General features: G+C 33.2%; 14 protein-coding genes. 6 read left to right on the top strand and 8 right to left on the bottom strand.

The genetic code is table 11. The features are described from left to right. The first annotated feature begins 130 nt into the window (after positions 1–130). From EKL98_RS11505 to EKL98_RS11490, 4 genes are all read left to right on the top strand, one after another. Positions 131–3,526, top strand: a complete 3,396-nt coding sequence (locus tag EKL98_RS11505; RefSeq protein WP_126562553.1) for a polysaccharide deacetylase family protein — start codon at positions 131–133, stop codon at positions 3,524–3,526. 1 nt (position 3,527) lies between these two features. Continuing rightward, positions 3,528–3,899: a hypothetical protein gene (locus EKL98_RS11500; protein ID WP_126562552.1), complete on the top strand. Its 372-nt coding sequence runs from the start codon at positions 3,528–3,530 to the stop codon at positions 3,897–3,899. A gap of 19 nt (positions 3,900–3,918) precedes the next feature. Then, positions 3,919–4,341 (top strand): MgtC/SapB family protein, encoded by a 423-nt coding sequence (locus EKL98_RS11495; protein WP_126562551.1) that lies wholly within the window; start codon positions 3,919–3,921, stop codon positions 4,339–4,341. Between the two features lie 141 nt (positions 4,342–4,482). Then, positions 4,483–4,725 (top strand): hypothetical protein, encoded by a 243-nt coding sequence (locus tag EKL98_RS11490; RefSeq protein WP_126562550.1) that lies wholly within the window; start codon positions 4,483–4,485, stop codon positions 4,723–4,725. Positions 4,726–4,808: 83 nt separating this feature from the next. Here EKL98_RS11490 and EKL98_RS11485 read toward each other — a convergent pair whose 3' ends face one another. From EKL98_RS11485 to EKL98_RS11450, 8 genes are all read right to left on the bottom strand, one after another. Beyond that, positions 4,809–5,708: an alpha/beta hydrolase family protein gene (locus EKL98_RS11485; protein WP_126562549.1), complete on the bottom strand. Its 900-nt coding sequence runs from the start codon at positions 5,706–5,708 to the stop codon at positions 4,809–4,811. A 233-nt stretch (positions 5,709–5,941) separates the two neighbouring features. After that, positions 5,942–6,952: a DUF4365 domain-containing protein gene (locus tag EKL98_RS11480; RefSeq protein ID WP_126562548.1), complete on the bottom strand. Its 1,011-nt coding sequence runs from the start codon at positions 6,950–6,952 to the stop codon at positions 5,942–5,944. 276 nt (positions 6,953–7,228) lie between these two features. Continuing rightward, on the bottom strand, positions 7,229–7,372 hold the full coding sequence (locus tag EKL98_RS11475) for a group II intron maturase-specific domain-containing protein (RefSeq protein ID WP_126562547.1): 144 nt from the start codon (positions 7,370–7,372) through the stop codon (positions 7,229–7,231). A 378-nt stretch (positions 7,373–7,750) separates the two neighbouring features. Then, positions 7,751–9,007 carry a PIN domain-containing protein gene (locus EKL98_RS11470; RefSeq protein WP_126562546.1) on the bottom strand — a complete coding sequence of 419 codons (1,257 nt, stop codon included), beginning with the start codon at positions 9,005–9,007 and terminating at the stop codon, positions 7,751–7,753. Between the two features lie 130 nt (positions 9,008–9,137). Then, positions 9,138–9,422 (bottom strand): hypothetical protein, encoded by a 285-nt coding sequence (locus EKL98_RS11465; RefSeq protein WP_126562545.1) that lies wholly within the window; start codon positions 9,420–9,422, stop codon positions 9,138–9,140. 270 nt (positions 9,423–9,692) lie between these two features. Further along, positions 9,693–10,679 carry an AlbA family DNA-binding domain-containing protein gene (locus EKL98_RS11460; protein ID WP_126562544.1) on the bottom strand — a complete coding sequence of 329 codons (987 nt, stop codon included), beginning with the start codon at positions 10,677–10,679 and terminating at the stop codon, positions 9,693–9,695. A gap of 172 nt (positions 10,680–10,851) precedes the next feature. Beyond that, positions 10,852–12,114, bottom strand: a complete 1,263-nt coding sequence (locus EKL98_RS11455) for a hypothetical protein (RefSeq protein WP_126562543.1) — start codon at positions 12,112–12,114, stop codon at positions 10,852–10,854. A 634-nt stretch (positions 12,115–12,748) separates the two neighbouring features. Then, positions 12,749–12,970 (bottom strand): helix-turn-helix domain-containing protein, encoded by a 222-nt coding sequence (locus EKL98_RS11450; RefSeq protein ID WP_091256188.1) that lies wholly within the window; start codon positions 12,968–12,970, stop codon positions 12,749–12,751. A 982-nt stretch (positions 12,971–13,952) separates the two neighbouring features. Here EKL98_RS11450 and EKL98_RS11445 point away from each other — a divergent pair. Together EKL98_RS11445 and EKL98_RS11440 are read left to right on the top strand one after the other, a co-directional pair. After that, entirely contained in the window at positions 13,953–17,042 is a 3,090-nt protein-coding gene (locus tag EKL98_RS11445) for a SusC/RagA family TonB-linked outer membrane protein (protein ID WP_126562541.1), read from the top strand. 19 nt (positions 17,043–17,061) lie between these two features. Further along, complete coding sequence (locus EKL98_RS11440; protein WP_126562539.1) at positions 17,062–18,453, top strand: RagB/SusD family nutrient uptake outer membrane protein; 1,392 nt, start codon at positions 17,062–17,064, stop codon at positions 18,451–18,453. Position 18,454 lies beyond the last annotated feature (1 nt).

The following is an 18,454-nucleotide window of genomic DNA, read 5'->3' as shown; positions in this document are numbered from 1 at the left end:
CTAGACAATGGTTTTAGTAAATTATCAGAGGTTGATGATTGATGATGATGAAAGCTGTTCAAACTAAAAATTGAATGGCTTTTATTTTTAAATTTGATAAAAGTTTTAAATTAGGCTTGATACAAAAATTATGAGCAATAACAAACAAATATTTCAAACAATAACCAAAGCAAGATGGAGAACTTTCCAATGGTCAACTCGAATCTTGATTTTTGGAATAATGCTATTAATTCCTATTTTTATTATTACTCTTAATAGAGGATTAAAACCAACATTACCCTTATTGACGAACGTATATAACAATGTTACAGTGCTTTCAAATCCAACTACTCCAGTTGCATTAGACAAGCAAGAATTAAAAAAATACAAAGGTTTTGATGCTTTTATAAAAATGAAAGAAAAAAATGAAAACCTAAAAAATAGTTCAGAAATAAATCATAAAGACCAAGTTAGAGCCGCTTTTTACGTCGATTGGGATCCTCAAAGTTTGTTTTCATTACAAAAAAACATCAAAAAACTCAATATGGTGGTGCCAGAATGGTTTTTTATTGACCCAAAAACCGATTTGTTGCGCACCGAAATTGATACAGCTGCTCTCAAAGTAATGCGTAGAAATAATATTCGGATTGTACCACTCATCAATAACATCAACGATGCCAAACCCGATGATGGTTTTGATGGCGATATGATTCATAGAATTATTAATAATCCAACAAAAAAAGCCCGATTAATAAATGATATTGCAACAACTTTAAAAAAAAATAAGTTTCAAGGAATCAACATCGATTTTGAAGAATTTAAAGAAAATGGTGATGAACCTATTATAGCTTTCCAAAAAGAATTATACAAAAAGTTACATCCAATGGGTTTAATTGTATCACAAGATATTATGGCGAGCAACGAGGATTTTAATGTGAAAGAATTAGCCAAGTATAATGATTATATGTTCTTAATGGCTTATGATGAGCATTATACAGGTAGTGTTCCTGGTAATATTAGCGGGCAGAAATGGATTGAAAGTGTGCTTGATGAAACTGCTAAAGAAATTCCTGAAAGCAAAATAATTCTATGTTTTGCAGGTTATGGTTACGATTGGCAACAAGGAAAAGAGGGTAAAACGGTTACCTATCAAGAAGCCTTATCTAACGCAAAATTGTATAAAGCAAAAATAGATTTTGACAAAGATAGTTATAACAACAACTACGCTTATACTGACAGTAATGGCAACAAACATATTGTAAATTTTACCGATGCTGCTACCAATTTTAACACGATTCGCTTTGCTGACGAATACGGAACTGCAGGAACTGCCTTATGGCGTTTAGGAAGCGAAGATGATCGTTTATGGCGTTTCTATAATCGTAGTTTAACTGATGCTAGTTTGCAAAAGAAACCTTTTGATTATAAAACATTAGAAAATGTAAATTTTGGCTTCGGAACACCCGACTATATTGGCGATGGCGAAATTTTGAATGTGATAACTAATCCAGAACCTGGCAAAATAAACCTCGATATTGATAAAAATGGAAACATTATTTCGGAGCAAAAATACATTCAATTGCCCACAAAATATGTTATAAAAAAATATGGAAATGTAAAAAATCAAGTCATTCTTACTTTTGATGACGGACCAGATCCAACCTATACTCCTCAAATTTTAGATATATTAAAAAAAGAAAAAGTTCCTGCGACTTTCTTTGTGGTTGGTTTACAAGGAGAAAATAATATACCGCTACTGCAACGTATTTATAATGAAGGTCACGAAATAGGCAATCACACCTTTACACATCCAAATATTGCCACAGTAAGTTTAGAAAGAGCTTCTGCCGAAATGGAAAGCACTCGATTATTAATAGAAGCGGTTACTGGACGAAGCACCGTATTATTTAGAGCACCATACAATGCCGATTCTGAACCAACTGGCGAAGACGAACTAAAACCAATTGCGTTAAGCAAAGAACAAAATTATTACACCGTTGGCGAAAGCATCGATCCCAACGATTGGGAAAAAGGAGCAAAAGCCGATAGTATTTATGCCCGAACGGTAGCACAATATGAAGCCAATCCCGAAAAAGGGATTATACTTTTGCACGATGCAGGCGGAAATCGTCAAGCAACCGTAGAAGCTTTACCACGAATTATAAAATATTTTAAAAGCAAAGGAATACAGTTTACGACTGTTGCTCATTTGCTTGGCAAAACCAAAAACGACTTGATGCCTAAAGCCCACGAAAACTTTTTGAGTGTTGATAATTTCATCTTTGATTTTGGCTATTGGTTTGGTCATTTTATTGCCGCAACTTTTTGGGTGGCTATTATTTTAGGATTAGCTAGAATTCTCTGGATGTTTATAATGGCTTTTATTAAAAAATATAAAGACCACAAACATCCGCCAACTTATAATTTACAAAACACCAATCCATTTCCGAAAGTGAGTATAATTGTACCTGCTTATAACGAAGAAATTAATGCCGTAAAAACCATTGATAATTTGCTTTTGCAAGATTATCCTAATTTTGATATTGTTTTTATAGATGACGGTTCCAAAGATAAAACCTATCAAATGATATTGGAGACTTTTGGTCAGAATCCAAAAGTGAGTGTAAATACCAAACCTAATGGAGGCAAAGCATCTGCATTAAATTACGGAATCAATCTAACCCAAAATGAGTATGTTGTTTGCATCGATGCCGATACGCAACTAAAAACCGATGCGCTATCGCAATTGATGAAATGTTTTACTATTGAAACAAAAAATGATCATGAAATTGGTGCTGTTGCTGGTAATGTAAAAGTGGGTAATGATAACAATATGCTTACCAAATGGCAAAGTATTGAATACACAACGGCACAAAATTTTGACCGTCGAGCATTCGATTTAATCAACGGAATTACCGTAGTGCCTGGTGCAATTGGAGCGTTCAAAAAAGAAGCAATTTCTAAAGCTGGTGGTTTTACAACAGATACTTTGGCAGAGGATTGCGATTTGACTATTCGTATTTTGCGAAATGGTTATAAAGTTGTAAATTGCGTAGAAGCTGTTGCTATTACCGAAGCTCCAGAAACTTTGAACGAATTTATGAAACAGCGTTTTCGTTGGAGTTATGGAGTTATGCAAGCCTTTTTTAAAAACAAAGATGCTTGTTTCAACCCAAAATATAAAGGTTTAGGAATGGTGGCTTTGCCTAATATTTTTATTTTTCAAATCATCTTACCCATTTTTGCACCATTAGCTGATTTGGTTTTAATTGTAAGTTTAATTTGGAATCATAATAATCCTGATAGTTTACATAAAATAGGTATTTATTACATCGTTTTTATGTTTGTAGATGTATTGGTTAGCATTGTAGCCTTTGTATTTGAGAAAGAAAAATTAAGTAAACTCTTTTGGCTTATACCGCAACGATTTGTGTACAGACAAATAATGTATGTGATTTTGTTCAAAGCAATCAAAAAAGCAATCAAAGGCGAAAGCCAAGGTTGGGGCGTTTTGAAACGAACTGGAAATGTAAAAACTATTCAATAAAATGAAAAAATCTGATAAAATAAAATGGTTTCAAGAACCAGAAGAAAAAGATTATCCAGCTGCACAATCGTATTTGAGCTTGATTTTTGATGAAGATAAAGCTATTGAATTGGTAACTCAATTAAAACAAGCATCAATAATAATGTACAAAGCCAAAGACTTGTTTAGAGCTAGTTCACTTTCATTATTAGGAATTAGCAATTCTCATATTGAAATTGATATTGAAAAAATTAAGAAAAATAAAAAAATTTCACCTTTATTATTAGTTAGAGACGCCTTTAATTACAAAGTAATTATTGCCGATGGTTACCATAGATTGTGTGCAGTTTATACATTCAACGAAGATGAAATAATTCCGTGTAAAATTGTTTAATCGATAAATACAATTATTTATGATACTATCAGAATTTGTAATGCGTTTAGCAGTGGCATTAATCGCAGGTTTATCAATTGGGTTTGAGAGACAATGGCAACACAAATCGGCAGGCTTGCGTACCAATACTCTAGTTGCTGTAGGTTCAGCATTGTTTGTGCTATTGTCAATCATAATAACTAAAAACGGTGGCGATGTAACTAGAATAATTGGTCAAGTAGTTACAGGAATTGGGTTTTTATGTGCAGGAATTATTTTTAAAGAAGGTCTTTCTGTTCACGGACTTACAACTGCATCAACAGTATGGTGTTGTTCGGCAATAGGCAGTTTGGCAGCAGCTGGATATTATTCAGAAACTGCTGTGGCTACTATTAGCATACTTGCCATTAATATTTTATTAAGACCTATTGATACTTGGCTTACTAGTCGAAAAGAAAAATGAAACAACTTCTTACAATTAGAATTTCTACTTTCCTAATATAGCACATAACGAGTTTAGAATAGGTAGTTCAAGTCAATTAATTTGTAGTACATTTATCTTAGTCTGGAAATTTTTTCAAAAGAACATTTTAAATCTTATAACATGCTAACAAAAATAATTGAATCACTAAAATTTCTTTTATTGGAATATCGTTTTTATTTCTGCAGTATTGCATTGTTATTGGCTCTCTTGATTTATAGTTATAATAAAACTTTGTCTTTGGAAAAAGAGCTCCGATTGAATCAAACCACATTCGAAAGAAGGCAAAAGGCATATGATGAAAAAGCAAAACAACAGCGAGAAAAACTCGAGCGTATGATAAAAGAGATCAAATCAGAAAAATAAAACTTATAAGCAGTTCCGTTCAACACACGCTTCATTGTTGGCTTTTCAAGCCCAACGAAGCCTTATCTGTTGTAGGCAGTGCTTTATTTTGATACTTTAGACTTCTTAATATTCAAAGCTTTCTGTTTTATCCATTGAATTGAAATATCAACAGTTTCTGTAATATCGCCGGAAGAAGTATTGTGACCTAATGTTGAAAACAAAGTATATTCGAAAGGTTTACCTTGAACTTTGAATGTATTTAGTTGCTCTATACATAACTTTACTGGAATTTGGATATCTTTCTCGCCAAAAAGCCAAAGTCCCGGAATTGAAAGAGTATTCAGAGAAATTTTCGGGTCAGTCGCAACGAATTGATACCTGTCTGGATCATTTTTAGTATGTTCACGAGCATCTGATTCTGTATGATTTTCCCAAAAATTATTGTTGCCGTTAGTATAAAACTGAAATCGAAGTTGTTCTAGAGTTGTAATTGTAGGGCAACTAAATAAAACCATAAATTCGATTTGTGGATTTTTGTTTGCAGCAATTGGGATTATCCATCCTGCTTGACTGAAACCAACTAATCCAATTGGTGTTTTTTTATCTTTCAAATAGGTTCGAAATGTGTTTACAGCTGCACTTGCATCGTGAGATAATAAATTAAGATTAGTAGTGTCAATATTATTAGTACCAACAGATGGCCCTACATATACACCGCCCGATTCCCAAACTCCACGTTTATCATATGTCAATACAGCAACACCTTCTTTGGCAAGACGTATTGCGAAGTCCATTTCTCTTTTTACAGGATCAGACCCGTGAACAATTACAACTGCTGCAACTGTTTTTTTAGGTGTTAAAATTGAGCCCGCAAGAGTGACGCCCTGACTTTCAAACTTTACATCTTGAATGGTAAAGTCAGCCGATTGAGAAAATACAATTTCTGGTAAAGTTATTAATAATAACCAAAGAAATAAGTTAGAAAAAAAGCTAATGTTCATTTTGGTTTAATATAAAAATTACGTTACATTCTCCAGTCTGCGGTAGCATTGCCTACAACGTCAGTTCGTCTAAAAACCTCCAGACCACCTTTATTTTATTATTCAGAAAGTAAATATGTGCGATTTAAACTATAATTATCCTCCTTTTTAAAACCACCTCCAGTTCCGTTCAATACAGGTTTCATTGTTTGAGCTGCGCACGCAACGAAACCCTAGCTGTTAGGTGATGTTTTTTATTCTTCGAAGTAACAAGAAATTATTTTGTTTGTCATTTCAATATTTGTTTGTTGACTTAAATTTTTATCAATACAATATTGATTTAATTTACCAAATAAATTATCAATAAATTCTTTAGCAAATTCCGTTTCGAAGTCAATTTTAAATCGACCATTTACAATAGTTTTACTTAAAATTGGAATATGACAAAAAAATAAAATTTTCATAAATCCACTATGTCTATCCATTGAAAACAAGTATGCCCAACAATTTGTTTTTTGGTAAAGTTGAATTATCCAATTTTTCACTTCTTCTATTTCAAATAACTCTTTGTTGTTATCTTCATAATCATCAAAACATATATCAACTCTGTTCTTTAAATGCAAAACTAATTCTGGAGTCCTTTGAATTCTTTCTAAGGCACTAGTTATAAAATCAAATTTATTATTAGTTATTTCTTCATTTGGAATTCTAAAAAGAATTCTATTGCTACCTTTTTTGAGGATTTGATTAAATCCCCATTCGTTTTCCATCTGTGAAATATAATCTGTTATTGGTCCAACATATTCTAATAATTTATTTTTTGATTTAACATTTAATAAATTATTTTTAGGAATTGTCATTTTCCAGTTATTTCCAGACTTTTCAGTTTTAGTTTTATCAAAAGCCTCCCAATATGCAAGTTCGTTTTCTACATCTAGAACTATAATTATTATGGGGGTTTCATTATTTAAATAGTAATTTAAGTGTTTTATGTTTCCCTTAAATACTATCCCAATTTCATTTTCTTCCGTAAAGTACGATTTTCCGCTTTTTAATTGGAAAGCAATGGATTTTCCTGTTACTTGTCCACTTTCTGTTATAATATCTAAATATCCATCAATTCCAAAATCTGCTTCTTGATGATTTGGTCGGAATAGCCATCCAAAATCATTTTCTACAATTTTTTTTAAAATTGTAATTCCTTTTTCTCCAGTTTGTGTGTTTATAGTAATTTTGGGAAACTCAGTATTTTCGTTTATTTCCATTCTTTTTTCGCATTTTTAGTTTAACATATCGCACAATCTAGTCACACAAGGGAATTTCACCCCTTCGTTCTCACGGAACCGTACGTGAAAGTTTACCTTCATGCGGCTCTTCATGTTAATAAATCACACTAAATTTAATTCTATTTATGGATATACCAACAACCAATGTACAAATAACGTAGGTTTTTCATTATACTTTGTTTTTAAGTATCGAACAGATGCCTTTTTATACAAATCTTTCTCCCATTTTGCCCATTTCAGCAACCGTGCATTGAGCTAGAACCAAACCATACGCATATCATCTTTCCAAAAATGGTGGTAGTAATTAATGATACCACGCAGTACTGGATTGTTTTCCTTGGCAATTTGCTCCAAAGGTTTTCTGCGTTTGTGAAGATTCATTGCTCTGAATTTCTCCATAATGTTGTCTTTTTATGAGATTTCCTGCCGTAATAGCTTTTTTATTATTGCGCACAACGTCCGTCTATAAAAAAATCCATTACATTACCATCAAATGTAACAAAATACTGCTGTAAAAAGAATATTGGTTCTTCTCCAAAAGTAGTGGAAACCAAATTTGACTGTTTAAAGAATGCAACATATCACTAGAATTCCCCCCCCCAACAAATGCGCTTTTCAAGTTTAGAAAACATGCGCCCTCATTTTCGGCTCCCTTTAGGGATGGGGAAAACCGAAAATTCCACTCACCATTCACAACCTCTGGTTCCGTTCAACCGCGGGTTAATTGTTGGTTTTGCAAGCCCAACGAACCCTTAGCTGTTAGGCGATGTTTTTTTGTTAAACAACTACATTCAGTTTTCCAATAATTACATCGGGATAATTGCTAATCATAACTTTATAATCAATACAAAAATTCTTCGCTAACTCTCGATTATCATATTTCAGATATAAAGTTTCAAACTCAAATGATTGATTATGTTTTAGATTCTTTAAATAGAAATCTACATTATAACTATTTGTTTTTTCGATAGTTGGAGCATTTAAATTGATATTTGTAATTGGTGACTTATAGTTATTTGGATAAACTGAAAAATTTAAATTGTTATGTTTATAATCAAATCTATTTTTAGGTTGATATGGGGCTTGTGGCTCCTTCGATGTTTTTGGAAATTGTTTTTTTGTTATCAATTCAAAACCATCAGGGAAATGAAATTTTAAATCAATATCTTCTGCTGGTGCTGTTCCGTCATTGCGAATAATTAATTTTATATCTATACATTCGTTTTTATATGAAATAATATCAAAAATTGACGAATAATATTCTTCATACTTAATAAAAAACGAATCTAATTCCGTGTTGTAATCTTTTATTTGATCATCACTAAGTGCTTGAAAATTGAGAGCTTTAAATAAATTATTTGTACTATTTTCAAAATCAATTTTTTCTAAATAGCTATATTTTTCTTTTACTTTACTTATTGATTCTGATATAAATGATTCTTTAGATTTTATATCTTTTTTGACTTCACATTTATAAAATTTGTCATTGTCTCGAAAGCCTATTATTACTTTCGGAGATTGATTTTTGAATTTGTTAAGTTCTTTTTCTAATTCTTTACTTCTTTTTTCATTTTCATCAGGCTCGCTCGGTAGAAGATAAAATTCATCAATTTTCAAACAATTAATAGAAAGAGTTTTTGCTTTCAACCTTGGGCCAGTATCATATGTTATGTATATAACCTTATCTTTTTCACTTAAGATACTTTTGAATTCTAGAATTGATGCAAGAATACAATCGTCTTGCTCATTTTTATTTAGCTGATTATTGATAAAAGTTTCATCTTTTGGTCTTGATGTTATCAATTTTACTAATTGACCAGTTGTAATATAGTTTTCTATTTTAGGAAGAATTCTTTTAATACGTTTTGATATTTTTGGATTTTTATGATACTTATGAAAATCAAGTTCATCAATTACAATTGGTACAATTGTAATCAAAAAATCTTCATCAGAATTTATTACATTTTTCCAATCAATTTGGTCAAAATCTTTAAAATGAATAAAAACATTTGTGTCTAAAAATATATAGTTCATTTTTACGTTTTTTTTAAATATCGCCTAACGTCAGTTCGTCTAAAAACCTCTAAACGAACTGTATTTTGTTACTCATGGAGTAAATATATGTTATTTAAACTACAATTAAAATTCGTTCTGACAAAAGTCGCTAATGATTATTAAAATAAAACAGTCCGTATAAATCCTTATCAATCTGCTCTCTATTGGCAGGATTTAACTCGGTAGAAACTTCAAAAAGTTCTGATAAACCGTTCTCTTTGAGTTCAAGGAGTTCCTTTAAGCAAATCCCAGAAGTTTGAATCACACCAAGATATTTGACGATGGTTGTTCTTGATTTTCCAATGCTTTTGGATATTTGATTGTTCGAAAGACCGTTGTCCTTCATTCTGATGATTTCTCGTATCATAACTGATCCTATTGATTTATTGGCCATACTCATGTGATTAGATCATAAAGTAGGGGTAAAAAATCATCATCAAAACTGTCCAGTTTGAACCGGAATGAGGTGTTCACTTTGAACCGGAATGGGGTGTTCACTTTGCTCCGGAATGGGGTGTTCACTTTGCTCCGGAATCACCTGTACAGTTTAAACCGAAATGGGGTGTTCACTTTGCCCCGGAATATCCAGTAATCGCGTTCAACCCGGATTTCATTGTTCGTGCTGCGCACGCAACGAATCCCTAGCTGTTTATAGCCAGTGCTTTTATGTGTTAAGTAACAATTCAATATTCACATCAGATGAATTATTTGCAACATCAGATGGTAATTTGTTTTCTCTTTTTTCGGTAATATAAATTGATTCGTCTGGAACATTACCAATTGGAAAGCCTCCATTTAAGTTAAATTTATAAGTAGATGATTTTGAAGGTGATTTTTCACCTCCAAATTGGAAAATTATACTTAATTCTTGGTTATTTTGATAGGAAGGGATGCTTAGTATAAAGTTAGACATCAACGGGGCTCCGTTACTCAAAATCGGATAATTTTGATTAAATATTCCTGTTTCATTAATTCCATTGACAAATATTTCGCCGGGATGAGCCACTACGCGCATATAAATATTTTTTTCATTATTGTAAATGGAGGTGTTAAATAGCAATTTTCTGAAATGCAGTAAAATATTATTGCCATTTGTAGTTATAGTCTTGAGTCTCAAATGACCTCTTATTACTGGGAAATCGGTACTTTTCATCAAAGCACTTATTAAATAATGAGGAGCAATTCTAGTTTGTCCATCTAATCTTATATAATATCGATTATCATATTGGTGGGGTCTTTCAATACTTTTTTCTACTTCAATAATAAAAATTGATTCGTTATTTGCATTTTTTAAAACTTGGACTTTTATACCTAATGGTAAAGGATTAATACTTGATGAAAATATATTAACTAATCTGTCTTTATCAAGAGGAGAAGAAAATGGAGTTAATGCTCCAATAGCTGATGTGTTACCATTAGCCTCTTTTGTTTCAATTGGCGCACCCCAAATAACAATTCCTCCTTCGGAATTTAGTAATCCACAGACAGCTTTTTTTATTGCTTCTTCTTTCTTAGAATAATCTCCGTTTGGAACATAAGATTTGAACTCTAAGTGCAAATTTTCTTCTTTATTAGTATTAAAATAAGTTTCAATATCACTAAACTCTAAATCATAAATGTTTTTGTTGAATACTATTTTTGAGTAACTCATATGTTTATTTTGGTTTTGTTAATTTACGCTTTTTGTAGTATTGGCTATAACGTTTCGCCACTTTGAGATGGCTGGATATTCGTAACCATTCAGTTTTCGGCTTAAAGAAAACTTAATGCGAAACGATAATTCCACTAAATTCCAGCTAGCTCAAAATGGCGGTTAGGCATAGTTATTTTATCAATTGATTTGCAATTTTAGACAGTTCCTCAGGATTAATCTTTAAATTAAATAATCTTTCTATATCTCGAACTTGATTTTCTAAAGTTGGTGAATTCTGAAATAAATCCCAAATGTTAGTCATTCCTTTAAATCGATTCATTGCTTTTCTTTCTTTATGCCATGAATATAGTTTTGATGTTATGGAACCCGCAATTTTAGTTATGTTCAAATCCTTTAATAAATCTTCAGTGGTATTTGAATCTAAAACATTTTCAGTAGAGTCACTTAAGCCAGATTTGCTTTCAATATCCCAAAAATGATAAAGTAATCTGTTGGTTTTCATTTTATATTTTTTGTGAAAACTTTCCCAGAATAATTTATAATAGTCTATTATTTCAATTTGTTTCTTAATTGTATCTGCATCGTCAAGTGCTTTTTCAAATTTTATAAATGAATTTCTCAGTTCTGTAAAATCTTCTCTCAGTTGTTTAAGTTTTGTAGGAATGTCACTAATCGTATTGCACTGTGAAAGTAAAATTGGTACTAATGGAGGAAGTTTAATATGGTTGTAGCCTGTATATTTGACTAATTCCTCTATTTTTGTATTATGTAAATCAGATAAAATTTTTATTGATTTACTTGATATTGATTGACTTTTATTACTGATTATTTCTTGTTTTAATGCATTTAAAGGTAATGTCGTTTGGAAATTTGAATTTGGCATTGTTTTATAAATACTTTGTAATAAATCCTTTGGGTTAGTTGTAGTTTCAATAATTATATAACTGTTACTTCTATTTTTATTTTCAACTGTTTGTGAAATGAGAAAAGAATATTGAGGATTAAATCCTTCATAAAAAGAGGGTTTTGAATATTTGTTTATTATATAATCTGATTGTTTATCTTGAAAATTTTGGATGATATCAGATTCTTCTTTTTGGTTAGGCTTTTCTTTAACCCCTTCAACGTAAACTATTTTTCCATTAATATAATAAGGAAATCCAAGTATATTAAACTTTTTATCCTTAACAAAAAGCAGTTCTGTAATTGGTCTTCCATTAGGAAAAAGTGTTTTTGAGACGAAAAAATAGTGTTGAAATTCCTGATCGGAAATGAAAAAATTTTCATTTAAAATATAAGATTCGACAAAACTATTTAAGTTAAATATAAATTCTTGTGAGGCTTTACCATAACCACCAATAACATGGTCTAACTCATCTAAAAGTTTGAAATTATAATATGCTGAATTGTAATTAGGATTTATTTCTTTCACGGTTTTTTATAATTATGCCTAACTTGCATACAGGCGAAACAAACCTTCGTATACCCACCCAAATAGGGATAGATTGGCGAAGGTTTGTTTCACTTTATGTCTTTTCAAATATATTAAAATTTTCTTACAAATCATCAAACGGACGTTTTATATGTTGTAAATTTTTGGCGGTAAAAAGCTAGTGGTAAAAAGTCAGGACACTCTATGAGACTTACATTTTGTCCCCCCATTATAAAACAAAAAAAGACACCTCTCAGCATCTTTCTACCTCTTCCCCTTACTCTTCCAGCTACCGTTTTTATCATAATCCCTCCTAAACTCATAAAACTTCCCTCTCAGGTAAAGACCTAAAAACCAAACCACAATAAATCCTATTATTTCATACCATTCCATAACTCAAATATAGAAAGTATAGGAATTCGTCTTTTAACTTGAAATCAAGTAATCCTTTTTTGATAAGAAATAATCCCGAATTGACAAGTGTTAAGTACCAGGAATGATATGTTGTCGTATTTAACAATGTCAAACCCTCAGTAAAGACTAGGGTTGTTATAAAAATAAATTCAACATTATTTTAATCACATTACTTACTATTGCTATATAAAAAAAAGATGCCTCGTGGCATCTTTTTATTTTACAAACCTACAAGTTTAAAAAACTCCGAAAGCTTTATATTTCGAGCCTCGCAAATTTTATTTAAAGTATATAAGGTTATCGTATAATTTTCATCATTATAAATTCTACGGACTGTTTTTTCATCAATATTATGGTTTAGTGCAAATTCAGTTTTTGCCTGAGTTTCACCAATCCATTCGTTAGCAATGAAGTCGCATATTTTCCTATTTAAATCACCCATATAAACAAAATAAGTTGTTAATAATTAATTTTAATCGGACAACTGTCCGATTGTGAAAAATTTATACTATATTTGTTTTAGAATTAATACATTTGCGTTTCTTCATTTAAAAATATTTGAAGCATTCGCTTTGAATCTCGTATCAGAAAATTGGCGTTTTAAAACCACGAGATGATAAGTTAAGATGCTCACGACCATGGCGTGGGCTCACTTATTTGTGGTTAAGGTATGCCAATGCCTCTGATGCAATAAGCTGAGTTCCATGCCATTTTTTTATTCTTTGGCCAGATTATTCCGCTTTTATTCTTAGCACCGCTTCTTCCTTTTTCATAGTCTCGCAGCAGTTTAACCCTCTAAAACACGCATGCCTATGAGTAAAATACAACTACACATCTAAAACAGTCAACGCAAGGCGTTAAACTTGGTTTCAATCATTAAACCACAAATTCCCCGTTAATAAAACGCTCTTTTCTTAATCGGCAGTAGAGACCTATGCCTAGCTTTAAACAAAAACCGCCTATGGCTAAATAAAATGTAATCCATGATTTGATGAATTCTGAACTTTGATTAACTAAAAAGCACCTGCACCGCAAGCTTCTTTGAACAAAAGATCTCATTAATTTAATTTGAATTTATTAATGGTGCAGGATGTTTTATCGTAAGAACAGATAACCAACAACAGATAACAATAAAATGAAATATTACAAACAAATACTAGCAGCATTAATACTGGCATTTATAACACTTATATTCCTTTGGCTTTATGGCTGCAACAAGTATACTGAAAAGGATTATCTAAAATCACAACTAATTAAAACACCATTATGCTTATGATATAGTAAATCACCATTCCTAAAGACTTAAAGACATTCCATTGGATGACTTTAAGACTAAACAAAAGGCCCTCTAACTCTTCTTGGCGGACGAATAGAGGACCATAGCAAAACAAAACTCACATTCCATCTAACCAATAACCAATAATATGAAAAAAAAATCAGTTTATAGGTCTAGGAAGCCATTTATATATCCGTTAATTTTCGGAATATTCCTAAACTCCATTTCTCCAACACTAGCGCACAATCCTTTTCCAAATAATAATAAAGAAAAGGAACGACCAAAAATAAAATTTTGCACCATTGTGCCTTTATGGCAATACAAACAACAAAATCAAATCAGCGGTACTATTACTGATGGTACAAGCCCTTTACCCGGCGTGACAATTTCCATAAAAGGAAAGGCTACAACTGGAACTATTTCTGACTTTACCGGGCAATATACCCTCGCAGCATCGCCTGATGATACTTTAGTCTTTAGTTTCATGGGATTTAAAACCGTTACAGAACCCATAAACGGGCGAAAAACAATAAACATACAACTAAAAGAAGATGCTACCCAACTGCAGGAGGTGAAAATTAATGCGGGTTACTATAGCGTAAAAGAAAGCGAACGCACGGGGAGTATTTCTAAAATCACGGCAAAGGATATTGAAAAACAACCCATAAATAATCCGTTAGCAGCAATGCAAGGAAAAATGTCTGGTGTGAATATTACACAAGCCACTGGAACACCAGGTGGAGGTTTTGATATTCAAATTAGAGGGATAAACAGCATTCGCACTGATGGCAATGCGCCGCTATATATTGTGAATGGGGTACCTTACAGTTCGCAATCATTAGGCTCGGTAATGACATCGGGCAATATTTTGGCAGGATCAGCAAGCCCTCTCAACAATATTAACCCATCAGATATTGAGAGTATGGAAGTACTAAAAGATGCTGATGCTACTGCAATCTACGGTTCAAGAGGATCCAACGGCGTCGTGCTCATAACAACCAAAAAAGGAAAACAAGGAAAAACCAAATTCGATATGAATACGTATTCCAGTTTTGGAAAATTAACTCGTACCATGGATTTACTAAATACAGCACAATATCTATCCATGCGTAGGGAAGCTTTTGCCAATGACGGAATTACAGACTATCCGGGGTATGCCTATGATGTAAATGGTACTTGGGATCAAAACCGTTACACCAATTGGCAAAAAGAATTACTGGGAGGTACTGCAAATACGAATAACATTCAAACTATGGTCTCTGGTGGAAATGCCGAAACTCAATTTTTGTTAAGTGGCACTTACCGTAACGAAACAACCGTTTTCCCTGGGGATGCAAAATATGAAAAATTTGCGTTTCACAACAGCCTAACGCATCGCTCTATTGACAATCGTTTTAAAATGAGCTTTACAGCAGACTATGCTACTGATAAAAATAGCCTACCCGCAAACGACTTGATGTACCAAGCTACAATTCTAGCACCAAATGCCCCAGCTCTATACGATGCCCAAGGAAACTTAAATTGGGAAAATGGGACCTGGAACAATCCGTTAAGCTATTTGGAAGGCAAATATGCAGCAAACACAACCAACCTAATTGCTAATACTGTTCTTTCGTACAACATACTAGAAAACTTGGAAATAAAAACAAATCTAGGATATACAGACTATCATATCTTCGAAAATCGGACATTTCCTTCTACCATGTACAATCCAGCGTATGGACTGGGCAGTGAAGTTTCCACACTTATTATAAACAATGCCAAACGTAGCTCATGGATTATTGAACCTCAGATCAATTGGAAGAAAACAGTAGGCAATTCAGAATTAATGCTATTGGCAGGCACAACTTTCCAGAGGCAAACCGGGCAACAATTGGCACAAATCGGATCAGGTTTTGCAAGTAACAGTTTACTGCACAATATAGCTGCAGCTTCCTATTTAACAATTACTGACGATCAGTTAACCATTTACAAATACCAAGCATTCTTTGGTAGAATTAATTACAATTGGAAAAGTAAATACATCATTAACTTAACAGGAAGAAGAGATGGTTCCAGTCGTTTTGGCCCTGGCAATCGCTTTGCTAATTTTGGAGCTATAGGTGCAGCCTGGATATTCTCAAAGGAGGCGTTCATAAATAATAGTAGTTTCTTAAGTTTCGGAAAATTACGCACCAGTTATGGTACCAGTGGAAATGACCAGATTGGTGATTACCAATTCTTAGACACTTATGAGATTACTGGCAACAATTACAATGGTACTATTGGGATAAAACCTACTCGTCTTTTCAATCCTTCTTTTGGTTGGGAAACCAATAAAAAAAAGGAAGCCGCAATCGACCTAGGTTTTTTCAACGATCGTATTTTCTTAACTACAGCCTATTTTTGCAACCGTTCTTCTAGTCAACTTGTGGGTGTACCACAACCAGGAACTACAGGTTTTTCTTCTTTACAAGCCAATTTAAATGCAACAGTTCAAAATACAGGTTTAGAACTGGAATTGCGAACGGTTAATTTTAGAAAGACAGCGTTCAATTGGACGACTACATTAAACCTGACCCTACCTAAAAATAAACTCTTGGAATTCCCTGATTTAGAGGGATCTACTTACGCCAATTCGCTGGTAATAGGTAAATCATTGAGTATCCAAAAAACATACCACTACACAGGAATTGATCCAGTTACAGGTGTTTATCAATTTGAGGACTACAATGGTGACGGAAAAATTACAGGACCAGAAGACCGCCAATGGATTGAAGATACAGCACCTCAATTATTTGGAGGATTTGGTAACCAACTCAGCTATAAAAATTGGGCACTGGATTTTCTATTTCAGGGCGTAAAACAAAAAGGGCGTAATTACTTATACACCGCTTCTTGGGTAGGCGATTTCTCCAATCAGCCACAAGCGGTTTTGAATCACTGGCCACAAAATGGTACCGATGCCGAAATTCAGCAATATACAACAGGAGCTAATGCTGCAGCATTGGATGCCTATTTTTTATACAGCAACAGTAACGCAACCATAAGTGATGCTTCCTACATCCGATTGAAAAGTATCAGTATTTCATATACTATTCCAAAAGAAGTTACAAAAGGGGGGACAGCAAAAATCTATTTACAAGGACAAAACCTCCTCACATGGACCAAGTACAAAGGTGCCGATCCTGAAAATCAATCCGCTTTCTACTCCCCCCCTTTACGTCAATTTACTTTTGGACTAAACCTTAGCTTTTAAAAACTTTAAATATTGCGATATGAAATACTATAAATTAATACAGTCAATGCTAATAATAGCATTAATAGTACTCCTTTGCTTGTGGCTTAACGGCTGCGAAAGTTTTACGGAGGTAGATTTGCCACAATCACAACTTACTGGTACTGCAGTGTTCGAAGAGGTTACAACAGCAAATGCGGCACTTTCAAATTGCTATTCACAATTAAGAGAAAGTGGCATACTATCTGGAAACCAAGATGGACTTTCAAATGGACTGGGAAACTATTCGGATGAACTAACCTATTATGGAAGTCCCAGTGCGCCTTTAGAAGACTTTTACAATCATACCGTACTCCCCTCAAATCCTATGGTTAGTTCTTTATGGAATAGCAGTTACAGTCAAATTTATGCAGTAAACGCGCTTTTGGAAGGTCTTGAAAAATCAACCGCAATTCCTTCAGAGCAACGTAATATCTTAAAAGGAGAAGGCTTGTTTCTTAGAGCATTTATTCACTTTTATCTACTAAATCTATTTGGAGATATTCCTTACATCGATACAACGGATTATAAAAAGAACAGCACCGTTTCGAGAATGTCCGAAGACGAAGTATATGATAAAATTACAACCGACTTAATGCTATCCAAAAGCATATTAACCGATAATTATGGTACTGCAGAGCGCATTCGACCAAATAAAGGGACGGCAACAGCATTACTAGCACGAGTCTACCTGTACAGAGGAGCTTGGCAACTAGCCGAAGAGGAAGCCTCCCAAGTAATTAATACGAATACATACCAGTTGGAAGCGGATTTAGATAAGGTATTTCTAAAGGAAAGTCCGTCAACAATTTGGCAATTACATCAAGGGATTTCGGGGCTGAATACGCATGATGCCCATACTTTTATTTTTAGTAGCAGCCCTCCTCCAATTACTGCTATAAGTACCAATTTACTAAACGCATTCGAAACTGGAGATAAAAGAAAACAACATTGGTTGGGGAATGTGACGGACGGTACTCAAACATGGTACTACCCATTCAAATACAAACAAATCGCCAATACAGGAAGCTCTCAGGAATTTGCAATTATATTGCGATTAGAAGAACAATACCTCATCCGTGCCGAAGCTAGGGCTCATCAAAATAATTGGATTGGTGCTTTAGCTGATTTAAACCTAATTCGAAACCGCGCAGGATTAGCAGATACGAGTGCCGACACTCCCCAAAACGTGTTGCTGGCTATTCAACAAGAACGCAGGGTTGAATTATTCACTGAATTAGGGCAACGCTGGTTTGACTTAAAAAGAACAGAACAAGCAGATGGGATTTTAAGTCCTTTAAAGCCCGGATGGAAAAGTACCGATAAATGGTTACCCATTCCTCAAACAGAATTACTACTGAACAAAAACCTACATCAAAATCCAGGATATTAAA

The organism is Flavobacterium bomense (assembly GCF_003970355.1).
The sequence above is the reverse complement of the archived record's forward strand: the minus strand, read 5'-3'. Positions and strand labels throughout refer to the sequence as shown.

Bases quoted from the DNA above. Each gene is read 5' to 3' on its own strand.
- EKL98_RS11495 (WP_126562551.1), top strand. From the start codon at position 3,919: ATGATACTATCAGAATTTGTAATGCGTTTAGCAGTGGCATTAATCGCA.
- EKL98_RS11465 (WP_126562545.1), bottom strand. From the start codon at position 9,422: ATGGCCAATAAATCAATAGGATCAGTTATGATACGAGAAATCATCAGA.
- EKL98_RS11480 (WP_126562548.1), bottom strand. From the start codon at position 6,952: ATGGAAATAAACGAAAATACTGAGTTTCCCAAAATTACTATAAACACA.
- EKL98_RS11445 (WP_126562541.1), top strand. From the start codon at position 13,953: ATGAAAAAAAAATCAGTTTATAGGTCTAGGAAGCCATTTATATATCCG.
- EKL98_RS11450 (WP_091256188.1), bottom strand. From the start codon at position 12,970: ATGGGTGATTTAAATAGGAAAATATGCGACTTCATTGCTAACGAATGG.
- EKL98_RS11490 (WP_126562550.1), top strand. From the start codon at position 4,483: ATGCTAACAAAAATAATTGAATCACTAAAATTTCTTTTATTGGAATAT.
- EKL98_RS11470 (WP_126562546.1), bottom strand. From the start codon at position 9,007: ATGAACTATATATTTTTAGACACAAATGTTTTTATTCATTTTAAAGAT.
- EKL98_RS11500 (WP_126562552.1), top strand. From the start codon at position 3,528: ATGAAAAAATCTGATAAAATAAAATGGTTTCAAGAACCAGAAGAAAAA.
- EKL98_RS11485 (WP_126562549.1), bottom strand. From the start codon at position 5,708: ATGAACATTAGCTTTTTTTCTAACTTATTTCTTTGGTTATTATTAATA.
- EKL98_RS11475 (WP_126562547.1), bottom strand. From the start codon at position 7,372: ATGGAGAAATTCAGAGCAATGAATCTTCACAAACGCAGAAAACCTTTG.
- EKL98_RS11505 (WP_126562553.1), top strand. From the start codon at position 131: ATGAGCAATAACAAACAAATATTTCAAACAATAACCAAAGCAAGATGG.
- EKL98_RS11460 (WP_126562544.1), bottom strand. From the start codon at position 10,679: ATGAGTTACTCAAAAATAGTATTCAACAAAAACATTTATGATTTAGAG.
- EKL98_RS11440 (WP_126562539.1), top strand. From the start codon at position 17,062: ATGAAATACTATAAATTAATACAGTCAATGCTAATAATAGCATTAATA.